We start from the raw sequence: 21841 nt of genomic DNA, 5'->3' as shown, positions 1-21841 counted from the left end.
AAGCGCTCCGCAGGCCGATCGCCTGCGGAAACCGGCGGGGATCAGTCGATGACCGCCGTGGTCAGACGCGAGGTGCAGCACAGCCGATCGCGCGCGTCGAAGATCTCTATCTGCCACACCTGATGACGGCGGCCAACGTGCAGCGCGCGGCACACCCCGCGCACCTGGCCATCGAACACCGCCCGCAGGTGGTTGGCGTTGATCTCCAGCCCCACCACCTTCTGTTCGCCTTCGCTGCACAGGTAGCCGGCCATCGATCCCATCGATTCCGCCAGCACCACCGACGCCCCGCCGTGCAACAGCCCGAACGGCTGCCGGGTGCGGCCGTCCACCGGCATGGTGGCCTCCAGGAAATCCTCGCCCAGCTGAGTAAACTCGATGCCCACATGGCTGACCATGCAGCCGTCGCCGGCGCGGTTCAGCTGCTCCAGCGATGTTTCACGTTTCCACAATTTCACTCAATCATCTCCAGAAGTGCCTGTAATGGGTGGCGCACGCCATTGCCCTCAATGCGTTTCACCTGGCTGCGGCAGGAATAGCCGGTCGCCAGGCAGCGCTGACGCGGCAAACGCTGCAGCGTCGGATGCCATGATAGCTCATAAATGCCGAGCGAGTTTTGCAGGTTCTTGGCTTCATGGCCGTAAGTGCCGGCCATGCCGCAGCAGCCGACGCTGACGTTCTCCAGTTTGGCGCCGAAGCGGGCGAAGATCGCCGCCCACTGTTGGCCGCTGGCCGGCAGCGCGGTGGTTTCAGTGCAGTGACCGAACAGATACCAGGGTTCGCCGGTCGCCGGCTGTTCGGCGCGATCCGCGATCCGCTGTTGCAACCATTCATGCACCAGCTGCACCTGAAAATCGCCGCGCTCGGCGCCGAGGATCTCGCGGTATTCGTCGCGATAGCACAGCACCAGCGCCGGATCGACGCCCACCAGCGGCATGCCGAGCTGCGCCACGCGGTTGAGGAAATCGGCGGTTTTGCGCGCGGTGCGGGCGAACCGCGTCAGGAAGCCCTTCACATGCTGCGCCTTGCCGTTCGGCGAGAACGGCAGCAGCACCGGTTTATAACCAAGCTTTTCCACCAGCCGGACGAAATCCGCCACCACTTTGGCGTCGTAATAGCTGGTGAACGGATCCTGAACAATCAGCACGTGTTCTTCGCGTTGCTCGGCGTTCAACCCTTCCAACTGTTCCAGCGTCAGCGTGGTCGCCCGGTGGCCTGACAGCTGCTGACGCAGCGTCGGGCTGGACAACAGCGGCAGATCGACCATGCCGACGGCGTTGCGGCTCATCTCCCGCAGCCACGGCTGGCGGAAGAAGAAGTTGAACACCTTCGGCGCGCGGGCCATCAACGGGGTATAGCTCTCTACGCCGGCGACCATGTAGTCGCTCACCGGGCGCAGGTAGCGGGTATGGTAAAGCTGCAGGAAGCGCGAACGGAACCCCGGCACGTCAATTTTGATCGGGCACTGGGTGGAACAGGCCTTGCAGGCCAGACAGCCGGACATCGCCTCTTTCACTTCGTGCGAAAAGTCGTACTCGCCCTTGCCGGCATGCCAGCTGTTGCGGGTTTTCTCGATTAGACCGCGCAAGCTGAGGCGCTGCTGCGGCAGCTGTTTCTCCAGCGCCAACGGATCGACGCCCTGCTCGGCCAACAGACGCAGCCACTCGCGCACCAGCGTCGCCCGCCCTTTCGGCGAATGAATGCGGTTGCCGCTGATCTTCATCGACGGGCACATCGGGCTGCGCACGTCGAAGTTGAAGCACAGACCGTTGCCGTTACACTCCAGCGCGCCGCGGAACGAGGTGCGCACCTCGACCGGTATCTGGCGATCGAAGGTGCCGCGTTTGACCGCATCCACCTGCATCATCGGCGCATCCACCGCCAGCGGCGAACAGATCTTGCCCGGGTTCAGGCGGTTATCCGGGTCGAATGCCGCCTTGATGCGGCGCAGCTCTTCATACAACGTTTCGCCGAAGAACTCAGGGCTGTATTCCGCGCGGAACCCCTTGCCATGCTCGCCCCACAGCAGGCCGCCGTATTTGGCGGTCAGCGCCACCACCCGATCGGAGATTTGCTTCATCAGCACCTCCTGCTGCGGGTCGCACATGTCGAGCGCCGGACGCACGTGCAGCACCCCGGCATCGACGTGGCCGAACATGCCATAGCTCAGCTTGTGGTCGTCGAGCAGCTGGCGGAACTCGACGATATAGTCCGCCAGGTGCTGCGGCGGCACGCAAGTATCCTCGGCGAACGGGATCGGCTTGGCGCGCCCTTTGGCGTTGCCCAGCAGCCCGACCGCCTTCTTGCGCATGTTGTAAATGCGCTCGATGCCCGCCAGGTCGCCGCAGATCTGGTACCCGATCACGCCGGCCTGCCGCTGGGCGATCAGTTCATCCAGCCGTTGGCACAGGGTCTCCATCTGGCCGTCGATCAGCGCGCGGTCGTCGCCGGCGAATTCGACGATGTTCAGCCCAAGCATCTCTTTATCCGGCACGTCGGCGATCAGTTCGCTTACCGAATGCCAAACGATATCTTCACGCGCCAGATTCAGCACCTTGGAGTCGATGGTTTCCACCGACAGCGCCTTGGCCTCGACCATAAAGGGCGCATTGCGCAGCGCCGAGTCGAAGGAGTCGTATTTCACGTTAACCAGACGACGCACCTTCGGCAGCGGCGTAATGTCCAGCCGCGCTTCGGTGATAAAGGCCAGCGTGCCTTCCGCACCGGTGAGGATGCGCGTCAGATCGAAGGTTTGCAGATCGTCGCTCAGCACGTGGCGCAGGTCGTAGCCGGTGAGGAAGCGGTTGAGTTTGGGGAATTTTTCCAGGATCAGCGCGCGCTGCTCGCGGCAGCGATTCAGCACCGTGCGGTAAATGCGCCCTTCGGCGGTCTCTTCCAGGGCAATCGTTTCCGCCAGCGCCGTCGGCATGGCGCGGGTGTCGATCATCTCGCCGCCCAGCAGCACCGCCCGCAGGCCCAACACGTGATCGGAGGTTTTGCCGTATACCAGCGAGCCCTGGCCGGAGGCGTCGGTGTTGATCATGCCGCCCAAGGTGGCGCGGTTGCTGGTGGACAGTTCCGGCGAGAAGAAGTAGCCGAACGGCCGCAAATATTGATTCAGCTGATCCTTGATGACCCCGGCTTCGACTTTCACCCAGCCCTGTTCGACGTTGATCTCCAGAATGCGGTTCATATGACGCGACATATCGACCACGATGCCGGTATTTAGCGACTGACCGTTGGTGCCGGTGCCGCCGCCGCGCGGGCTGAAGGTCAGCGTATTGAAACGCTCTTCCCCCGCCAGGCGGGCGATCAGCGCCACGTCGGCGGTGGAACGGGGAAACACCACCGCATCGGGCAACAGCTGGTAAATGCTGTTGTCGGTGGCCATCGTCAGCCGGTCGGCGTAGCTGGTGGCGGTATCGCCGTTGAATCCGTTTTGCTTCAGTGCTTCCAAAAAGTCGAGCACCCGTTGAACGAGGCCGGGCGCCTGAGAAATCTGTGGGATCATTCGCTTTTTTGACCCTGTCCGTCTATTTTTTATGCGCTGATGTACGCTGAATCGGGCCTTTAATTCAGACCCACCCTATTTTTTAGTGACACTAAAAACTAACATACTCGTTTAGTGAAGGCATTCACATTATTACCGCCCTGCGAGCGCCGCCACAGGCGGCCGCCCGGCGGTGATAAACCGACCGACAGGCACCCCGATTCGCCGGTGCCAGGGATTTAATTGACCAGGATGAGAAGCCACTGATGCCACTCCCGCAATCGCGTTACGACTTACCGCGAATTATTTTCGGCGTGCTGTTTATCGCCATCATGATCGTCGCCTGTTTCTGGGTGATCCAACCGTTTATTCTCGGCTTCGCCTGGGCGGGCATGGTGGTCATCGCCACCTGGCCGCTGCTGCTCAAACTGCAAAAGCTGCTGTGGGGCCGCCGCTCGCTGGCGGTGCTGGTCATGACCCTGCTGTTGATCCTGCTGTTCATTCTGCCCATCTCCCTGCTGATCAGCAGCGTGGTGGATAACAGCGCGCCGTTGATCGCCTGGGCCAGCTCGCCAGGCAAGCTGCATATTCCCGACCTCGCTTGGCTGCAATCCGTCCCGATGATCGGCGACAAGCTCTATACCAGCTACCATACGCTGGTTAACGCCGGCGGCGCCGCGCTGCTGGCGAAGGTACAGCCATACTTCGGCCAGACCGCCACCTGGTTCGTGGCGCAGGCGGCGCATATCGGCCGCCTGCTGCTGCACTGCGCGCTGATGCTGCTGTTCAGCGCCTTGTTGTACGCGCGCGGCGAACAGGTCGCGCTGGGTATCCGCCACTTTGCGGTACGCCTCGGTTCCGCGCGCGGCGATGCGGCGGTGCTGCTGGGCGGCCAGGCGATCCGCGCGGTCGCGCTGGGCGTGGTAGTGACGGCGCTGGTGCAGTCGGTGCTGGGCGGCATCGGTCTGGCGGTAAGCGGCATTCCGGCCGCCACCCTGTTGACGATGCTGATCTTCATCTGCTGTGTGGCGCAATTGGGGCCGCTGTTGGTGCTGGTGCCGGCCATCATTTGGCTGTACTGGCACGGCGACACCACCTGGGGCACCGTGCTGCTGGTCTGGAGCTGCGTGGTGGCCACGCTGGATAACGTGCTGCGCCCGGTGCTGATCCGCATGGGCGCCGATCTGCCGCTGCTGCTGATCCTGTCCGGCGTTATCGGCGGTTTGCTGGCCTTCGGCATGATCGGCCTGTTCATCGGCCCGGTGGTGTTGGCGGTGTCTTATCGCCTGCTGACCGCCTGGATGGATGAAGCGCCGGAGCCGACCACCGCGCCGGAGCATGTGATCGAAGAACTGGAAAAACGTTAATCGCCCTCCCTTCCGCCCGCATCGCCGGGCGGAAGAGTTTCCCCTCTCACTACGCCTACCTCATTCGGGTAATATCTTCGCCAAATATAATGCCGTTGTTTATTGATTAAGGCGCGGCAAATGGAAAGGTGCAATGTAAATCCGTGTTTGCTGCAAAATGCAAAAAGAGATAACGCCCGCAAATAAATGGTGATACCGCTATCGATTAGGATGATTCTTAATGACTAGTCGCGTTCAAATATCTAGTATTATGGCCATCTATTGCTTCAAATCACTGATTTTAAAGCAACCTTTCTGAACAATGTAATGCCATACATGTGAATTGCTGTGTGTAGTCTTTGCCCATCTCCTACGATGGGCTTTTTTTTATTCTTTTTTCGCCAAATTGATTATTTAACGCGCCGTTATTTACATTCAGAAATAAAAAGGCCGCAGCGTAAACTGCGGCCGGGTATTAATGCCTTAGCAACGCCGAAGCCTTATTTCTTTTTCGACAAGTTGATCCAGGTCTGCACTACGGTATCCGGATTGAGCGACAGGCTATCGATGCCCTGCTCCATCAACCACTCGGCGAAGTCTTCATGGTCGGACGGCCCCTGGCCGCAGATACCGACGTATTTGCCGTGGCGTTTGGCCGCATGGATCGCCATCGACAGCAGCGCTTTCACCGCGTCGTTGCGTTCGTCGAACAGTTCCGACACCACGCCGGAGTCGCGATCCAGCCCCAGCGCCAGCTGGGTCATGTCGTTGGAGCCGATGGAGAAGCCGTCGAAGTGCTCAAGGAACTGATCCGCGAGCAGCGCATTGGACGGGATCTCGCACATCATGATCACTTTCAGCCCGTTTTCGCCGCGCTTCAGCCCCTGACGCGCCAGCTCGGCCACCACCGCTTCCGCCTGCGCCACGGTGCGCACGAACGGCACCATGATTTCGACGTTGGTCAGCCCCATTTCGTTACGCACGCGTTTCACCGCTTCGCACTCCAGCGCGAAGCAATCGCGGAAGCTGTCGGCCACGTAGCGGCCGGCCCCGCGGAAGCCCAGCATCGGGTTCTCTTCGTGCGGTTCATACTTGTCGCCGCCCACCAGGTTGGCGTACTCGTTGGATTTGAAGTCGGACAGACGCACGATCACGCGCTTCGGCCAGAAGGCGGCGCCCAGCGTCGCGATCCCTTCGGTCAAACGACCGACGTAGAACTCGACCGGGTGGTCATAGCCCTGCATCAACGCGCGAATTTCGTTTTGCAACGCCGGCGTTTGCTGATCGAACTCCAGCAGCGCGCGCGGGTGCACGCCAATCATGCGGTTGATGATGAATTCCAGCCGCGCCAGGCCCACGCCTTCGTTCGGCAAACGCGCGAAGTCGAAAGCGCGATCCGGGTTGCCGACGTTCATCATGATCTTCAGCGGCAGATCCGGCAGTTCGGTCACTTCGGAGCTCTGCACGCTGAAGTCCAGCATGTCGCTGTAAACGAAGCCGGTGTCGCCTTCCGCACAGGATACGGTGACTTTCTGGCCGTCTTTCAGCACGTCGGTGGCGTGGCCACAGCCCACTACCGCCGGAATGCCCAGCTCACGGGCGATGATCGCCGCGTGGCAGGTGCGCCCGCCGCGGTTGGTGACGATCGCAGCGGCCTTCTTCATGATCGGCTCCCAGTCCGGATCGGTCATGTCGGTCACCAGCACGTCGCCCGGCTGGATGCGATCCATTTCGCTGATATCGTGAATCACCTTCACCGGACCGGCGCCGATGCGATGACCGATGGCGCGGCCTTCCACCAGCACCGGGCTGGAGCCGTTCAGCTGATAGCGTTCCATGGTCTGTTCGTTGGAGCGAACGGTCTCCGGGCGCGCCTGCACGATCAGCAGTTTGCCGGTGTGGCCGTCTTTCGCCCACTCGATATCCATCGGGCGGCCGTAATGTTTTTCGATCAGGATCGCTTGATGCGCCAGCGCCTGCACTTCGTCATCGGTCAGCGAGAACCGGCTGCGCTGCGCTTCCGGCACGTCTTCGATGCGCACCTGCTTGCCGTGATCCTGCGACGGCGCGTACACCATGCGGATTTTTTTCGAGCCCAGGTTGCGGCGCACGATCGCCGGCTTGCCTTTTTGCAACGTCGGCTTGTGCACATAGAACTCATCCGGGTTCACCGCGCCCTGCACCACCATCTCACCCAGACCGAAGGCGGAGGTGATGAACACCACCTGATCAAAGCCGGACTCGGTGTCGATGGTGAACATCACGCCCGAGGAGGCCAGATCGGAGCGCACCATGCGCTGTACGCCCGCCGACAGCGCGACGCCGCGGTGGTCGTAACCCTGGTGCACGCGATAAGAGATGGCGCGGTCATTGAACAGCGACGCGAACACGTGCTTGATCGCCACCATCACGGCGTCGATGCCCTGCACGTTGAGGAAGGTTTCCTGCTGGCCGGCGAAGGAAGCGTCCGGCATGTCTTCCGCCGTGGCGGAGGAGCGCACCGCAAAGGAGGCTTCCGGTTCGCCGTCGGCGAGCTGTTGGTAAGCCTGATGAATTTCACGCTCGAACTCGGCGTGGAACGGCGTGTCGATCACCCATTGGCGGATCTGGGCACCGGCCTTGGCCAGTTGTGCAACGTCGTCAACGTCAGTCTGATCCAGTAACTGATAGATGCGCTGGTTAACACCGCTTTGTTCGAGGAAATCGTTAAACGCCTGCGCGGTGGTGGCAAAACCGTTCGGCACGGCCACGCCCAAATCGGAAAGATTGGTGATCATTTCACCGAGGGAAGCGTTTTTGCCGCCGACACGGTCAACGTCGTGCATGCCAAGCTGGTTGTACCAAAGCACATTACGCAAGTCTGGGCCATTGTTGGACATCGAGACAATCCTTATTGCTATCAGTAGGGTAAAGACGGATTTAATTCGCTTGCTTTACGGCGCCGCTAAACGCGGAGCCGAATCAGACTAGCACACTGATCCGGGGAAAATGGAAAGGTGAATCGATCAACCCACTGAAGAAAGTGGTTTTTAAGAGAATGTCCTAACCGGCTGATTTGCCTGGGAACCGTTCCCAAACGCACGAAAAGCTTAGTTCTCAACAAATTACGTTCTTTTTAAACTTCTGTTTTAATGACCGCGCAAACGCTACCGTTTTTGGTGAAAATAACGGCAAACTCGCGCTTCAGGTGGAAAAGCGCCGCTGGGCCGCACTTTTTATGGCCGCTAATCGCGCTTTCCGCCAGCGCCGCCGCATGGCGGTTTATCGCCCCGCCGTCACAATTTTTTCTCTCGCCCCTTTACCGACGGATCGTCTGCGGCCCATGATATTGACAGTGATGACAGCAGGAACACCGTTTTCAGGTAAGGAGCCTCGGGTGGAAAGAAGCGTTTTTTATATTTCGGATGGTACGGCGATCACCGCCGAAGTGCTGGGACACGCGGTGCTGTCGCAGTTCCCGGTCACGGCGACCACCTATACCCTGCCGTTTGTCGAAACCGAGGCCCGCGCACGCGCAGTTCGCCAGCAAATCGATGATATTTACCATGAAACCGGCGTGCGCCCGTTGGTGTTTTACTCCATCATCTCGCCGGAAGTGCGCGATGTGATCGTCCAGAGCCAGGGCTTCTGCCAGGATATCGTGCAGGCGCTGGTCGGCCCGCTGCAGGGCGAGCTGGATGTGGAACCGACGCCGGTGCCGAACCGCACCCACGGCCTGACCGCCAGCAATCTCGGCAAGTACGACGCCCGCATCGCCGCCATCGACTATACCCTGGCGCACGATGATGGCATTTCGCTGCGCAACCTCGATCAGGCGCAGGTGATCCTGCTCGGCGTCTCGCGCTGCGGCAAAACCCCCACCAGCCTCTATCTGGCGATGCAGTTCGGCATCCGCGCCGCCAACTACCCGTTTATCGCCGACGATATGGACAATTTGCATCTGCCGGCCTCGCTGAAACCGTTTCAGCATAAATTATTCGGCCTGACCATCGATCCGGAGCGCCTGGCGGCGATCCGTGAAGAGCGGCGCGAAAACAGCCGTTACGCCTCCTTGCGCCAGTGCCGCATGGAAATCGCCGAGGTCGAGGCGCTGTTCCGCAAAAACCAGATCCGCTACCTCAACACCACCAACTATTCGGTCGAAGAGATCTCCACCAAAATCCTCGATATCCTCGGCATGAGCCGCCGCATGTTCTGATCTTTCCCCGCGGGGCCATCGCGCCCCGCCGCCTGCCGTTTATTTCAGCAGCAGCTGATTTTTTTGTGCTTTTTTTCGCGGCTTTGATCAACAGAACGCAATCTCTACGGTTGAATTCAGCGCTTTTTGCGTTATTGTGATCGCCATCACTTCCCGGCGCTCCTGCCGCAGAGAAGAACAGTTTCCAGGGAACAACATGCACAAAACAGATGAACTGCGGACCGCGCGCATCGACAGCCTCGTCACGCCGCAAGCGTTGGCGGATAAGCTGCCGATCTCGGCGGCCGTCGCCGATAACGTGACAGCGTCACGTAAACGCATTGAAAAAATCCTTACCGGCGAAGACCGCCGCCTGCTGGTGGTGATCGGCCCCTGCTCCATCCACGATCTCGACGCCGCCGTCGATTACGCCGGCCGGCTGAACACCCTGCGCGAACGCTACCAGGATCGCCTGGAGATCGTGATGCGCACCTACTTCGAAAAACCGCGCACCGTTGTCGGCTGGAAAGGCCTGATCTCCGATCCGGCACTGGACGGCACCTTCCAGGTCAACCGCGGCATCGAAATGGCGCGCCGCCTGCTGCTGGAGGTGAACCAGCTCGGCCTGCCGACCGCCACCGAATTTCTGGACATGGTCGTCGGCCAATACATCGCCGATCTGATCAGCTGGGGCGCCATCGGTGCGCGCACCACCGAAAGCCAGATCCACCGTGAAATGGCCTCGGCGCTCTCCTGCCCGGTCGGCTTCAAAAACGGCACCGACGGCAACACCCGCATCGCCATCGACGCCATTCGCGCGGCGCGCGCCGGGCACATGTTCCTGTCGCCGGACAAACATGGTCAGATGACCATCTACCAGACCAGCGGCAACCCGTACGGCCACATCATCATGCGCGGCGGCAAAACGCCGAACTACCACGCCAGCGATATCGCCGCCGCCTGTGACAGCCTGCGTGAATTCGATCTGCCGGAGCACCTGGTGATCGACTTCAGCCACGGCAACTGCCAGAAGATGCATCGCCGTCAGTTGGAAGTGGCCGACAATGTCTGCCAGCAGATCCGCGCCGGCTCTGCCGCCATCACCGGCGTGATGGCGGAAAGCTTCCTGGTGGAAGGCACGCAGAAAATCGTCGCCGGCCAGCCGCTGACCTATGGCCAGTCGATCACCGATCCTTGCCTGAGCTGGTCCGACAGCGAACAGCTGCTGGCGATGCTGGCGGATGCCATCGATAGCCGCTTCTAGCCTATCGCAGGCCGGGGCCACGCCCCGGCTTTATCTCCCCTGTTTCGCTCATCTATACTGATCGCAATCCTTTAACACCCGCCGCAACGCACTGGGAGCCCCGGCATGATTCACTCTCTGTTATCCATCCCCTGCGTCACGCTGCAGGGCGAGCAAAAAACGCTGGGCGATTTCCCGGCGCGCGCTTACCTGGTGGTCAACACCGCCAGCAAGTGCGGCTTCACCCCGCAATACCGCGGGCTGGAAAATTTGTGGCAATACTATCGCGAACGCGGGTTGATGGTGCTCGGCTTCCCTTGCAACCAGTTTGGTTCTCAGGAGCCGGGCAGTCCGCTTGAGATCGCCAATTTTTGCAGCCTCAACTACGGCGTCAGTTTCCCGCTGTTCAACAAAATAGAGGTCAACGGCCCCGGCGCCCATCCGCTGTTCAACGAACTGAAACGCCTGGCGCCCGGCATTCTGGGCAGCCGCCGCATCAAATGGAATTTCACCAAATTCCTGCTCACCGCCGATGGCCAACGTGTCACACGCTTTGCGCCGATCACCAAACCTGAGCGTCTGTTCGACCGCATCGAAACCCTGCTGAAATAATCCCCTCTTTTTTACGGGCCGAGCGCGTTCGGCCCGTCGCCGGATGTCCGTTCGGCAAAAAGGTTCCATCGGTAAGAAAATTTTCCTTGATGTAACCTTTCCATCACATGATAATGATTCTCAATTTGATATTAATTACCATTTAATGGTCTGTTTTATAAGCACAAAGATGATGGATACTGCCAACACGCCAACTCCCGCCGCCGCGGCCCCGACCGAGCACAGCGCAAACGCGCCGCCCAGCTACGACAGCGCACAGCTGCTCGGCGCCGACGGCATCGCGTTCATTACCCATCAGGGCCAGCGCTATCAACTGCGGCAGACCAAGGCAGGGAAATTGATCCTGACCAAATAACCACAGAATCCTCAAACGCCAGCCACCCCGATCTTGTGATCCAGGCAGCCAGCAAATCTATTGATATGTTTCATTACATACGGAGAGTTGCACCATGCCTCTGACATTTTCCACCCGGCTGCGTTTTTCCGCGTTGAGTCTGGCGATTGCCTGCGCTCTGCCTACGGTGGCCTTGGCACAAAACACCAGCACGACACCCTCTTCTTCCCCCGCGACGCCGGCCAAAAAAGCCAAAGCCGCTGACGAAACCATGACCGTGGTCGCCACCGGCAATCAGCGCAGCAGCTTTGAAGCGCCGATGATGGTGACGGTCATCGAAGGCAGTTCGCCGGAAAGCCAAACTGCGGGGACCGCTGCCGATATGCTGCGCCGCGTGCCGGGTATTACCGTCACGGGCTCCGGCCGCAGCAATGGGCAGGATCTCATGATGCGCGGTTACGACCGACGCGGCGTGCTGACGCTGGTCGACGGCATCCGCCAGGGCACCGATACCGGCCATATTAACGGCACATTTTTAGATCCTGCGTTGGTGAAGCGCATCGAAATCGTGCGCGGCCCTTCTGCCCTGCTGTACGGCAGCGGCGCGTTGGGTGGCGTAGTGTCTTATGAAACTGTCGACGCCGCCGACCTGCTGTTGCCAGGCCACGACAGCGGGTTCCGCGTCTACGGCACCGCCGGCAGCGGCGATCACAGCTTGGGCATGGGCGCCAGCGCCTACGGCAAGACCGATAACCTCGACGGCCTGCTGTCGTTCGGCACCCGCGACGTCGGCAATCTGCGCCAGGGCAATGGCTTCGATGCCCCCAACGACGAAACCATCAACAACGTGCTGGCCAAAGGCACCTGGAAGATCGACGACAACCAGTCGCTGGGCGGCAACCTTCGTTACTACAACAACAGCGCCCAAGAGCCGAAAAACCCACAAACGCCAGCCAGCTCCGCTGGAAACTTAATGACCGATCGTTCGACGATCCAACGCGACGCGGCTCTGAGTTACAAACTGAAGCCGGTCGGCCAGGATTGGCTGGATGCTGAAGCGAAAGTGTATTACTCGGACGTGAAAATTAACGCGCACGCCAGCGGCAGCGAAGATGAAGCGCGCAAACAAACCACTAAAGGCGCCAAACTCGAAAACCGCACACGCCTGTTTGCAGATACTTTCGCTTCGCACCTGTTGACCTACGGCACCGAGGCTTACAAACAGGAGCAAACGCCGGGCGGAGCGACCGAAAGTTTCCCGCACGCAAAAATCAACTTCGCTTCAGGCTGGCTGCAGGACGAAATCACGCTGCGCGATCTGCCCGTCACCCTGCTCGCCGGCACCCGCTATGACAATTACAAGGGCTCAAGTGACGGCTATGCCGATGTGGATGCGAACAAATGGTCCTCACGCGGCGCAGTCAGCATTACCCCCACCGACTGGCTGATGCTGTTCGGCTCCTATTCTCAGGCGTTCCGCGCACCGACGATGGGTGAGATGTACAACGACTCCAAACACTTCTCCATCCCAATGGGGCCTACCACCATCACCAACTATTGGGTGCCGAACCCTAATTTGAAACCGGAAACCAATGAAACTCAAGAGTACGGATTTGGCCTGCGTTTCGACGATCTGCTGCTCGCCGATGATAGCTTGCAGTTCAAAGCGAGCTATTTCGATACCAAAGCCAAGGATTACATCACAACCGACGTCACCATGGAGCTGGGACGCGGCCCGCGCGGCCCTTACTGCATCAGTTGCACCACCTTTTCGACCAATATCGATCGCGCAAAAATCTGGGGATGGGACGCTACGCTCAGCTATAAAACCTCTTGGTTCGGCTGGGATTTGGCTTATAACCGCACCCGCGGCAAAAATGAAGCGACCGGTGACTGGTTGAGCAGCATCAATCCGGACACCGTCACCAGCTCGCTGGATGTGCCGCTGGGCGAAACCGGTCTGTCCGCCGGTTGGGTCGCCACCTTCGCCGAACGCGCCACCCGCGTACAGACGGGGACGCCGGAGCAAGGCGGCTACGGGGTTAACGACTTCTATCTGAGCTACAAAGGCCGCGACCGTCTGCAGGGCGTCACCACCACCGTGGTGCTGGGCAACGCCTTCGACAAAGAATATTACTCGCCGCAGGGCGTCCCGCAGGATGGCCGCAACGCCAAACTGCTGGTCAGCTACCAGTGGTGATCATTTGACTATCTGGCGGACATCCGGTGTGTCCGCCATTCGCATCACAGCGCAGGAGAATCCCGCATGAGCAACACCCTGTACGAACGTTACCAACAGGCTAAAATCGACCATCCCGGCAAATACGCCCGCGATCTGGCGGCGATCCTTGGCGTCAGCGAAGCGGAGCTGACGCACGCCCGCGTTGGCCACGACGCACGCCGCCTGCAGGCCGACGCCCGCACATTGCTGACCGAACTCGAGCAAGTGGGCGTCACCAAGTCCATCACCCGCAACAGCTATGCGGTGCATGAGCAGATGGGCCGCTACCGCAACCAGCACCTCAACGGCCACGCCGGGCTGATCCTCAACCCGCGCGAGCTGGATCTGCGCCTGTTCCTCAACCACTGGACCAGCGTCTTCGCCATGAGCGAAACCAACAAGCGCGGCGTGCGCCACAGCATTCAGTTCTTTGACCCGCAGGGCGATGCGCTGCACAAGGTCTACACCACCGAGGAAACCGATCTGCCGGCCTGGATGGCGCTGGTGGAACGCCACCTGAGCGAAGAAAACCCGGCGCTGGCGCTGCAGCCCGCCGAGGCGGCCACCTCCGATGAAGCCACGCAGGATCAGGCCAAAATCGACGCTGAATGGCGCGCGATGACCGACGTGCACCAGTTCTTCCAGCTGCTGAGCCGCAATAAGCTGACGCGCCAGCAGGCCTTCCGCGCCGTCGGCGACGATCTGGCCTATCAGGTGGACAACAGCGCGCTGTCGCAACTGCTGGAGGCGGCGCAGCAACAGCAAAATGAGATCATGATCTTCGTCGGCAACCGTGGCTGCGTGCAGATTTTCACCGGCCAGATCGAACGGTTGATGCCGCAGGAAGGCTGGATCAACGTGTTCAACCGCCGCTTCACGCTGCACCTGATTGAAAACGCCATCGCCGAAAGCTGGATCACCCGCAAACCGACCAAAGACGGCATCGTCACCAGCCTGGAGCTGTTCGCCGCAGATGGCACGCAGATCGCGCAGCTGTATGGCCAGCGCACCGAAGGCCAACCGGAACAAACCCAGTGGCGCGAGCAGGTCGCCGCGCTCGCCGCCAAGGACATCGCCGCATGAAATCCTCCTTGATCCGCCGCCTGGCGTTGATGGTGACGCTGACGCTGCCGCTCACCGCCGCCGCCGCGCAGCGCATCGTCTCGATCGGCGGCGACGTGACGGAAATCGCCTTTGCGCTCGGCGCTGGCGACGACGTGATCGCCCGCGACAGCACCAGCCTGCATCCGGAAGCGGTGAAAAAGCTGCCGGACGTCGGCTACATGCGCCAGCTGAACGCCGAAGGCATTCTGGCGCTGAAACCGACGCTGGTGCTGACGACCGAGCTGGCGCAGCCGGCGCTGGTGCTCAAACAACTGGCGGACAGCGGCGTCAAGGTCGTCAGCGTGCCGGGTGACACCACCCTGCAGGCGGTGCCGCAAAAAATCGCCGCGATCGCCGCCGCGCTGCAGCGTGATGAGCAAGGCAAGCAGTTGAGCGAGCGCTATCAACAGCAGCTGGCGGCGGTCGATACCACTCCGCTGCCGGTCAAGGTGCTGTTTGTGATGAGCCACGGCGGCATTACACCGATGGCGGCCGGGCAACACACCGCCGCCGACGCGGTGATCGCCGCCGCCGGACTGAAAAACGCCATGCAGGGTTTTGACCGCTACCGTCCGCTGTCGCAGGAAGGCGTCATCGCCAGCGCGCCGGACCTGTTGCTGGTCACCACCGACGGCGTGCGCACTCTCGGCGGCGAACAGCAACTGTGGACGTTGCCGGGTCTGGCGTTGACGCCGGCAGGTAAGCAGCGTCGCGTGCTGATCGTCGATGACATGGCGCTGCTGGGCTTCGGTCTGGAAACGCCGGCGGCGCTGGCCAAACTGCGCCACGCGGCGGAGCAAAAGTAATGCGCTGCCGCACCTCGCCTCAGTTAGCCATCATCGGCCTGCTGGTGCTGCTGACGCTGCTGGCGCTGGTCGCCGCTAACCTGGGCGCGCTGACGCTGTCGTTTGGCACCCTGTGGCGCGAACCCTTCAGCGACGCCGCCTGGCACATCTGGCTGAACATCCGCCTGCCGCGCGTGCTGTTGGCGGTGGTGATCGGCTGTGCGCTGGCGGTATCCGGCGCGGTCATGCAGGGGCTGTTCCGCAATCCGCTGGCGGATCCGAGCCTGCTGGGCATCAGCAGCGGCGGCGCGCTGTTTGTCGCGCTGTTCATCGTGATGCCGCTGGCGTTGCCGGTGACGATCGCGTTGTATGGCCACATGCTGGCGGCGTTCCTCGGCAGCCTGCTGGTATCGCTGTTGATCTACGGCATCAGCCGCAGCGGGCACGGCAATCTGTCGCGGCTGCTGCTGGCGGGCATCGCGATCAACGCCCTGTGTATGGCTGCCATCGGCGTGCTCTCCTACATCAGCAGCGATCAACAGCTGCGCCAATTCTCGCTGTGGATGATGGGCAGCCTCAGCCAGTCGCAATGGCCGACGCTGGCCGTTTCCGCCTCGCTGATCCTGCCCACGGCACTGCTGACGCTGCTGCAGGCGCGTCGTCTGAACCTGTTACAGCTGGGGGACGAAGAGGCACACTACCTCGGGGTGAACGTTCAGCGCGCCAAGCTGCAGCTGCTGCTGTTGAGCGCCCTGTTGATCGGCGCGGCGGTGGCGATGAGCGGCGTGATCGGCTTCGTCGGTCTGGTGGTGCCGCATCTGGTGCGTATGCGCCTCGGCGGGGATCACCGCTGGCTGCTGCCCTGCTCTGCTCTGGGCGGCGCCTGCCTGCTACTGGTCAGCGACACGCTGGCGCGCACGCTGGTGGCGCCGGCCGAAATGCCGGTGGGATTGATGACCAGCCTGATCGGCGGCCCTTACTTCTTGTGGCTGGTGATGCGCCAGCGGGAGCGAACCAGTGGATAACGCCGCCAACCTCACGGCCCGGGAGTTGCGCTACAGCCTCGGTACGCGCCGCTTGATCAACGATGTTTCGCTCAGCCTCGCCGGCGGTGAAATGGTGGCGATTATCGGCCCTAACGGCGCCGGCAAATCGACGCTGCTGCGTTTGCTGACCGGCTATTTGACGCCGGACTGTGGCGAATGCCGGCTGCTTGGCCGCCCGCTGGAACACTGGGCGCCGCAGCAGTTGGCCAAAGTCCGAGCCGTGATGCGTCAATACAGCGATCTGGCGTTCCCCTTCAGCGTGGAAGAAGTGGTCAGCATGGGACGCGCGCCGCACGGCAAACGCGACGAGCACCAGGCGATCCAACAGGTTATGGCGCAGACCGATTGCCTGGCGCTGGCGCAGCGCGACTATCGTCAGCTGTCCGGCGGCGAACAGCAGCGGGTGCAACTGGCGCGGGTATTGGCACAGCTGTGGCAGCCGCAGCCGTCCCCCGCCTGGCTGTTCCTCGACGAGCCGACTTCGGCGTTGGATCTTTACCACCAGCAGCATACCCTGCGCCTGCTGCGCTCGTTGACGCGCCAACAGCCGCTGGGCGTCTGCTGTGTGCTGCACGATCTCAATCTGGCGGCGCTGTACGCCGACCGCATCCTGCTGCTGCATCAGGGGCGCCTGGTGGCGAGCGGCACACCGCAGGAAGTGTTGCAGACGGAAATCCTCACCCGCTGGTACCAGGCCGATCTCGGCGTGATTCATCATCCCGAAGTGTCGTTGCCGCAGGTCTATCTGCGCCAATGAAACGTTCAAGGGCGCCATGAGGCGTACTGCCGCTCAGTTAATCCTGAGTGGCATTTTTTTATCCAGCCTCTGGGCGTTCTGTGCAGGGGAATTGCCGTAAATGTCCCGCATTTCTCTGTGGCCAACATGAACGGCAATTGGAGGGGCCGATGGCGCGGCCCCTCCACCCGCGCCTTTGCTTAACACCGTCTGTCCGCTATGCGGATACCCTCGCCGCGTCTGCGTTGTCGGGCGGGTCGGCTGCGACAAACGTCCCTGTTAGTCTCGCCTCAACCGGCCTTCCCTGGCCGGTTGCCCCTGACAACGCCGTCTTGCTCGGCAGCCGGTGATGCGCGCCCAAGGTCAACACCTGAGCTGGCTGCTATCGGGAAATCTGTCGCTTATGAGGTTGTGGTAGAGAAGTTGGAGATGAGCGCGGTGTTGGGCGCCCTTGAAGACGCCGAACGCAGGCATAGCGCATTAGGAGAAACCGCCATGGACGGCGGTTTCAGGTGAGACAGGCAGGGACGCCTGTCGCAACCGGCCTCAATGCGCTATGGCGGAGAGAGGGCAGTTGGCAAAGCCAACCGTCTGACAGGGCAAAGGCGCGGGTTGCCAGGGGCCGCGCCTTCGGCCCCTGGCTCGGTCGAGGTGCGTGAGCCACATGAGGCATCTCACTTTTATCGACCGAAAATTTCACGAACGCCTGCATAAAAACGCTAACTGACCAGCATTACGCCATGAGGCGCCCTTTTTTCATCTCAGCTGGAGCAGGAAATCTCCAGATGTTTGCCCCAGTCCGGCGGCAGCGCGGCGAGATCGTCATACTCCGGCGCATCGTCGAACGGCCGCAGCAAGGCCTGATGCAACCGCTGCAAACGGCCGACGTCGTCTTTCTCCGCATCCTCAATCGCTTGCTGGGCCAGGTAGTTGCGCAGGATCAGCCGCGGGTTCACCGCCTTCATCGCCCGTTGCCGCTCCGCGTCGCTGACCTGCTCCTGCTGCAAACGCTGACGATATTGCTGATACCAGGCGTCGAAGGCCGCGCGGTCAATAAACTCATCGCGCAGCGGCGACTGCGCCTGTTGCTGTTCGGTTTCGCTCAACAGGCGGAACGTGCGGGTATAGTCCCGCCCTTCCTGGGCCATCAGGCTCAACAGGCCGGTCAGCACGTCGTTATCCTGCGCCGTCGGCGTGAAGAAGCCCAGTTTGGCGCGCATCTGTTCGCCATAGGCGCGCATCAACGCCGGTTCATACGCCGCCAACGCCTGCTGCAACTGTTCGGCAGTCATCAGCCCCGACAAGGTTTGCGCCAGGCGATGCAGGTTCCATAGCGCCACCGCCGGCTGATTATCAAAGGCGTAACGCCCTTGATGGTCGGAATGGTTACAGATATAGCCGGGCTGATAGTCATCGAGGAAGCCGTAAGGGCCGTAATCGATGGTGATGCCGAGAATCGACATGTTGTCGGTGTTCATCACGCCGTGGGCGAATCCGACGGTTTGCCAATGGGCGATCAGGCGCGCCGTGCGTTCGACCACGTCGGTAAACCACAACAGGTAACGATCGGCCTGATCCTGCCACTGCGGCCAGTGACGGGCGATGACGAAATCCGCCAGCTGCCGCACCTGCTCCGGCTGTTTGCGGTAATAAAAGTGTTCGAAGTGACCGAAGCGCACATGGCTTTCCGCCACCCGCAGCAGCATCGCGCCGCGTTCCGGCTGCTCGCGGTATACCGGTTGTTGACTGGTGACAATAGTTAACGCACGCGTGGTGGGGATCCCCAGATGGTGCAACGCCTCAGAGGCCAGAAACTCGCGGACAACCGAACGCAGCACCGCGCGGCCATCCCCCATGCGTGAATACGGCGTCAGCCCGGCGCCCTTCAGGTGCCAGTCGCGGTGACTGCCGTCCGCCAGGACTTGTTCGCCCAGCAAAATGCCGCGCCCATCGCCCAGTTGCCCGGCCCAGACGCCGAACTGGTGGCCACTGTACACCTGCGCCAACGGCTGCATGCCCGGCAGCAGCGTTTCCCCCGCCCAAATCGGGGTTTTATCCTGAGTAAACCAACTTTCATCCAGCCCCAGCTCGCGCGCCAGCGGCTCACTGTGGTACAGCAGGCGCGCATCCTTGAGCGGCGTCGGGTTCAGGGCGGTGTAGAAACCGGGTAATTGTTGGTAGTAAGCGTTATCGAATTGCGGCATAGGCCCTCCGTTTCAGCGTAGTGTAGAGCCTGAACGGGAGGATTAACACCGAAGGAATGCAGGGAGAACGCATCCGCCTGTCGCCAGAACGGATGCGGGAGGTTTCGCGTGAGGAAACGCGCTGAACGTCGGCTGACAAACGCGGTTATCAGCAAAACGTGGGGGAATAACGGCGACTGAATCACGCTAAACATCACCCCGTCGCTTATTTACCTCATTGTGTGTAGTTTTTTTGTATCACTTCTTAATTATTGAACTCGCTGGGCATCGCCAGCAAAGCTTGCAGATTATCCACACCAACGCTGGGCCATAAAAAACCTTGCAGGCCTAAAACACCGGCGTATCTGAGTTTATTAAAGTACTCTTTTTTCTCTATTCCTCCGACGATCACGCCTTTACACAACAGGTTGATATTCTTTAACAACGAGTCGATGACCACGTCATACCCCTGATGGGTAAACAGCTGCCAGTAAAAACGCTTGTCTATCTTTACGTAGTCAAACAAACCATCGTACAACGCGGTCAGCGTGGCTTTACCGGAACCGAAATCATCGAGCCACAGCGTAAACAATTCGCTTAATCGCCGCACGCTCGTATTGTTCTTTCCGGCAGAAAGATTCGGAAAACTCTCACTCATTTCAAATGCAATAAAAGGATATTGCCGGATCCTCTGGCACAAGGCCGGATCGGAAAGAATAAGCTCGACGATGGTTTCTTCGATATTGATGGTCAACTGCACGCTGTTACCGGTAAACCAGGCAGCATGCTGCTCCGCCAGTCTCAATTGCTCATTAAATAACTCAATCCTTTGTTCAGGCGCCAATAAATTAATCCCAATTTCGGCCGGCATGGCTAAATCACCGTCGAGACTGTTGAAACGGCTCAACATTTCCACCGCCAACAGCCCGCCCTCCATTGAGTAAACAGGTTGAAAAACATAGCTACTAATAAAGTCAGCTTCGAGTTGGATGTTCATTTTAATGCCACAGGATGAATGGCTAGCGTATCATCGTATATCAATATATTTTATCGATCAATCCTTCTGGGATTAATCGGAAATATCAATGCAAATGCTCGTAAAATATCATTTAATTGATAGATTAAAGCTATACGACAATCGCGAACGGCGCAAAGAAAAGCAGCCGCACTTATGCCAGTTTTCTCGTTCGGCGCGTGATGCGAAAAGATATTTGGCTTAAGTGGAATGGATTTGAGGTCAAATTTGACTTATCTCCTTTGTTTTAATTAAGAAAAATCCTAAATAAAGTAAAATAATCTTTCTGACTTAACGCCAATTTTTCCGGCCGTTAACGATGACTGATTAAATTTAATAACGCATCAATTCCGCCCGTTATTCGCAGCATTGAAAACCTGAAAAAATGCCCACCTTGATTTTCAGAAAATCTGCGCTACGCCCAGCGAAACGTCGCTTTCAGCGATAAAAAAAGGGATGAGCACGCTCATCCCCTCGCAGCCAGACCGCCCGGCTAGCGGATGGTATCGCTCAGCCATTGCCGCAGCTCGGTCAATTCAGCCGCCTGTTGCGGATAGGCCGCCACCAGGCGGTCGCAGCAGGCGGCGACGGGCTCACTGCGGTACGCGCAGCCCACCAGCATGTCCGCCAACCGCTGTAGCGGAGCCGGATTCAGGCTGTCGGTGAATACCTGCGCACGAACAATTGTCCCCTTCTCCACATCGAAGAACAGGTCCACGCCGCCCCAGACGAAGCGTTCATTTAGCAGATGGCTGAACGCCGGCGCCTTGCCGAAATTCCATTCCCAACTGCTCTGTTTGGCGAACTGCGCGGCAAAATCGGGCAGATCGGGGAATACATCCGGCGAAATGATCTCCGGCTCGGCCGTCTCGCCATAGTGGGCGAAGAAGGCCTGCACGATCGCCTCACACACCTGCTCATGGCTGATGCCCGGCAAAAACTCCGCCAGGTTGGCGACGCGTGAACGCACCGAGGTGATGCCCTTGGCCTGCAGTTTTTTGGGATCCGGATTGAGGTAGTCCGCCAGCCGCTCCAGATCGGCATTCAGCAACAGCGTGCCGTGGTGGAAACCGCGATCCTGCGTTTCGCGATAGGCGGAGCCGGATATTTTGCGCGGCCCATCGGCAGTTTCCATCACCAGGTCATTGCGACCCGATGCGCCGGCCGTTACGCCCAACTGCCGCAGCGCTTGCAGAATGATGTTCGTGGAGACGCTTTTATCGTACCCCGGCTTGCCGGCCATAAAGGTGAAACAGGTGTTGCCCAAATCGTGGAATACCGCCCCGCCGCCGCTGCTGCGCCGCGCCAGCCGAATGCCATCCTGTTCCATACGCCGGGTGTTGCACTCTTTCCAGGGGTTCTGCGACTGGCCGATCACCACCGTTTCGGCATTGCGCCACAGGAAGAGGATTTTTTGCGTGGTCATTTCGCGGAAGATGCACTCTTCCACCGCCAGGTTGAACCAGGGATCGTAGGAGTCGGAGATCAGTAAACGCAAACTGTTCATGGCAGGCACCGTTCAAAACACGTGATGCCGCCATGATACACC

At 60.0% G+C, this 21841-nt stretch carries 16 protein-coding genes and 1 other RNA gene; 11 read left to right on the top strand and 6 right to left on the bottom strand.

Translation table 11 applies throughout. The features are described 5' to 3' along the window. Positions 1-41: 41 nt before the first annotated feature. Both menI and CPH57_RS07420 read right to left on the bottom strand, forming a co-directional pair. Positions 42-458, bottom strand: coding sequence for a 1,4-dihydroxy-2-naphthoyl-CoA hydrolase (gene menI, locus CPH57_RS07425; protein ID WP_016927938.1), 417 nt, complete (start codon positions 456-458; stop codon positions 42-44). Then, complete coding sequence (locus CPH57_RS07420) at positions 455-3511, bottom strand: FAD-binding and (Fe-S)-binding domain-containing protein (RefSeq protein ID WP_096242193.1); 3057 nt, start codon at positions 3509-3511, stop codon at positions 455-457. The genes menI and CPH57_RS07420 overlap by 4 nt, the downstream gene beginning before the upstream one ends. A 245-nt stretch (positions 3512-3756) precedes the next feature. On the opposite strand from CPH57_RS07420, the gene ydiK reads away from it, so the two are divergent. Together ydiK and rprA are read left to right on the top strand one after the other, a co-directional pair. Further along, positions 3757-4857, top strand: coding sequence for an AI-2E family transporter YdiK (ydiK, locus tag CPH57_RS07415; RefSeq protein WP_096242192.1), 1101 nt, complete (start codon positions 3757-3759; stop codon positions 4855-4857). 258 nt (positions 4858-5115) lie between these two features. Beyond that, positions 5116-5227, top strand: an RNA gene (rprA, locus tag CPH57_RS07410) — antisense sRNA RprA. A 109-nt stretch (positions 5228-5336) separates the two neighbouring features. Here rprA and ppsA read toward each other — a convergent pair. After that, complete coding sequence (gene ppsA, locus CPH57_RS07405) at positions 5337-7715, bottom strand: phosphoenolpyruvate synthase (RefSeq protein ID WP_096242191.1); 2379 nt, start codon at positions 7713-7715, stop codon at positions 5337-5339. 458 nt (positions 7716-8173) lie between these two features. On the opposite strand from ppsA, the gene CPH57_RS07395 reads away from it, so the two are divergent. The 9 genes from CPH57_RS07395 to CPH57_RS07355 all read left to right on the top strand — a co-directional run bounded on the left by CPH57_RS07395 (position 8174) and on the right by CPH57_RS07355 (position 17115). After that, positions 8174-9034 (top strand): pyruvate, water dikinase regulatory protein, encoded by an 861-nt coding sequence (locus CPH57_RS07395; protein ID WP_160880175.1) that lies wholly within the window; start codon positions 8174-8176, stop codon positions 9032-9034. A 196-nt stretch (positions 9035-9230) separates the two neighbouring features. Beyond that, positions 9231-10277: a 3-deoxy-7-phosphoheptulonate synthase gene (locus tag CPH57_RS07390; protein WP_047576003.1), complete on the top strand. Its 1047-nt coding sequence runs from the start codon at positions 9231-9233 to the stop codon at positions 10275-10277. Positions 10278-10382: 105 nt separating this feature from the next. Beyond that, on the top strand, positions 10383-10868 hold the full coding sequence (locus CPH57_RS07385; protein ID WP_033642898.1) for a glutathione peroxidase: 486 nt from the start codon (positions 10383-10385) through the stop codon (positions 10866-10868). A gap of 172 nt (positions 10869-11040) precedes the next feature. Further along, entirely contained in the window at positions 11041-11223 is a 183-nt protein-coding gene (hemP, locus tag CPH57_RS07380; protein ID WP_016927944.1) for a hemin uptake protein HemP, read from the top strand. Positions 11224-11317: 94 nt separating this feature from the next. Next, on the top strand, positions 11318-13402 hold the full coding sequence (locus CPH57_RS07375; protein WP_033642897.1) for a TonB-dependent hemoglobin/transferrin/lactoferrin family receptor: 2085 nt from the start codon (positions 11318-11320) through the stop codon (positions 13400-13402). Between the two features lie 66 nt (positions 13403-13468). After that, the gene (locus CPH57_RS07370; protein WP_033642896.1) at positions 13469-14506 is read left to right on the top strand and encodes a hemin-degrading factor; all 1038 of its coding nucleotides are present in this window, start codon (positions 13469-13471) and stop codon (positions 14504-14506) included. Further along, on the top strand, positions 14503-15333 hold the full coding sequence (locus tag CPH57_RS07365) for a hemin ABC transporter substrate-binding protein (protein ID WP_033642895.1): 831 nt from the start codon (positions 14503-14505) through the stop codon (positions 15331-15333). Before CPH57_RS07370 ends, CPH57_RS07365 begins: the two co-directional genes overlap by 4 nt. Continuing rightward, positions 15333-16337: an iron ABC transporter permease gene (locus CPH57_RS07360; RefSeq protein WP_033642894.1), complete on the top strand. Its 1005-nt coding sequence runs from the start codon at positions 15333-15335 to the stop codon at positions 16335-16337. The genes CPH57_RS07365 and CPH57_RS07360 overlap by 1 nt, the downstream gene beginning before the upstream one ends. Beyond that, entirely contained in the window at positions 16330-17115 is a 786-nt protein-coding gene (locus CPH57_RS07355) for a heme ABC transporter ATP-binding protein (RefSeq protein WP_033642893.1), read from the top strand. The genes CPH57_RS07360 and CPH57_RS07355 overlap by 8 nt, the downstream gene beginning before the upstream one ends. Positions 17116-17855: 740 nt before the next feature. Here CPH57_RS07355 and CPH57_RS07350 read toward each other — a convergent pair. From CPH57_RS07350 to CPH57_RS07340, 3 genes are all read right to left on the bottom strand, one after another. Then, a complete protein-coding gene (locus tag CPH57_RS07350) occupies positions 17856-19298 on the bottom strand; it encodes a protein adenylyltransferase SelO (RefSeq protein ID WP_096242190.1) in 1443 nt (480 codons plus the stop codon). 244 nt (positions 19299-19542) lie between these two features. Continuing rightward, positions 19543-20274 (bottom strand): EAL domain-containing protein, encoded by a 732-nt coding sequence (locus CPH57_RS07345; RefSeq protein WP_033642891.1) that lies wholly within the window; start codon positions 20272-20274, stop codon positions 19543-19545. A 511-nt stretch (positions 20275-20785) separates the two neighbouring features. Beyond that, the gene (locus CPH57_RS07340) at positions 20786-21799 is read right to left on the bottom strand and encodes a lipoate--protein ligase A (RefSeq protein ID WP_046898508.1); all 1014 of its coding nucleotides are present in this window, start codon (positions 21797-21799) and stop codon (positions 20786-20788) included. Between the last annotated feature and the right edge of the window lie 42 nt (positions 21800-21841).

Origin of the sequence: Serratia sp. JKS000199, from assembly GCF_900215455.1 — a bacterium.
In the GTDB taxonomy this organism is placed as follows: domain Bacteria; phylum Pseudomonadota; class Gammaproteobacteria; order Enterobacterales; family Enterobacteriaceae; genus Serratia; species Serratia ureilytica.
The sequence above is the reverse complement of the archived record's forward strand: the minus strand, read 5'-3'. Positions and strand labels throughout refer to the sequence as shown.

Coding starts and splice junctions, on each gene's coding strand:
- CPH57_RS07395 (WP_160880175.1), top strand. CDS start 8,174: ATGACAGCAGGAACACCGTTTTCAGGTAAGGAGCCTCGGGTGGAAAGA.
- CPH57_RS07390 (WP_047576003.1), top strand. CDS start 9,231: ATGCACAAAACAGATGAACTGCGGACCGCGCGCATCGACAGCCTCGTC.
- CPH57_RS07350 (WP_096242190.1), bottom strand. CDS start 19,298: ATGCCGCAATTCGATAACGCTTACTACCAACAATTACCCGGTTTCTAC.
- CPH57_RS07365 (WP_033642895.1), top strand. CDS start 14,503: ATGAAATCCTCCTTGATCCGCCGCCTGGCGTTGATGGTGACGCTGACG.
- CPH57_RS07360 (WP_033642894.1), top strand. CDS start 15,333: ATGCGCTGCCGCACCTCGCCTCAGTTAGCCATCATCGGCCTGCTGGTG.
- ydiK (WP_096242192.1), top strand. CDS start 3,757: ATGCCACTCCCGCAATCGCGTTACGACTTACCGCGAATTATTTTCGGC.
- CPH57_RS07370 (WP_033642896.1), top strand. CDS start 13,469: ATGAGCAACACCCTGTACGAACGTTACCAACAGGCTAAAATCGACCAT.
- ppsA (WP_096242191.1), bottom strand. CDS start 7,715: ATGTCCAACAATGGCCCAGACTTGCGTAATGTGCTTTGGTACAACCAG.
- CPH57_RS07375 (WP_033642897.1), top strand. CDS start 11,318: ATGCCTCTGACATTTTCCACCCGGCTGCGTTTTTCCGCGTTGAGTCTG.
- CPH57_RS07340 (WP_046898508.1), bottom strand. CDS start 21,799: ATGAACAGTTTGCGTTTACTGATCTCCGACTCCTACGATCCCTGGTTC.
- CPH57_RS07420 (WP_096242193.1), bottom strand. CDS start 3,511: ATGATCCCACAGATTTCTCAGGCGCCCGGCCTCGTTCAACGGGTGCTC.
- hemP (WP_016927944.1), top strand. CDS start 11,041: ATGGATACTGCCAACACGCCAACTCCCGCCGCCGCGGCCCCGACCGAG.
- CPH57_RS07345 (WP_033642891.1), bottom strand. CDS start 20,274: ATGAACATCCAACTCGAAGCTGACTTTATTAGTAGCTATGTTTTTCAA.
- CPH57_RS07385 (WP_033642898.1), top strand. CDS start 10,383: ATGATTCACTCTCTGTTATCCATCCCCTGCGTCACGCTGCAGGGCGAG.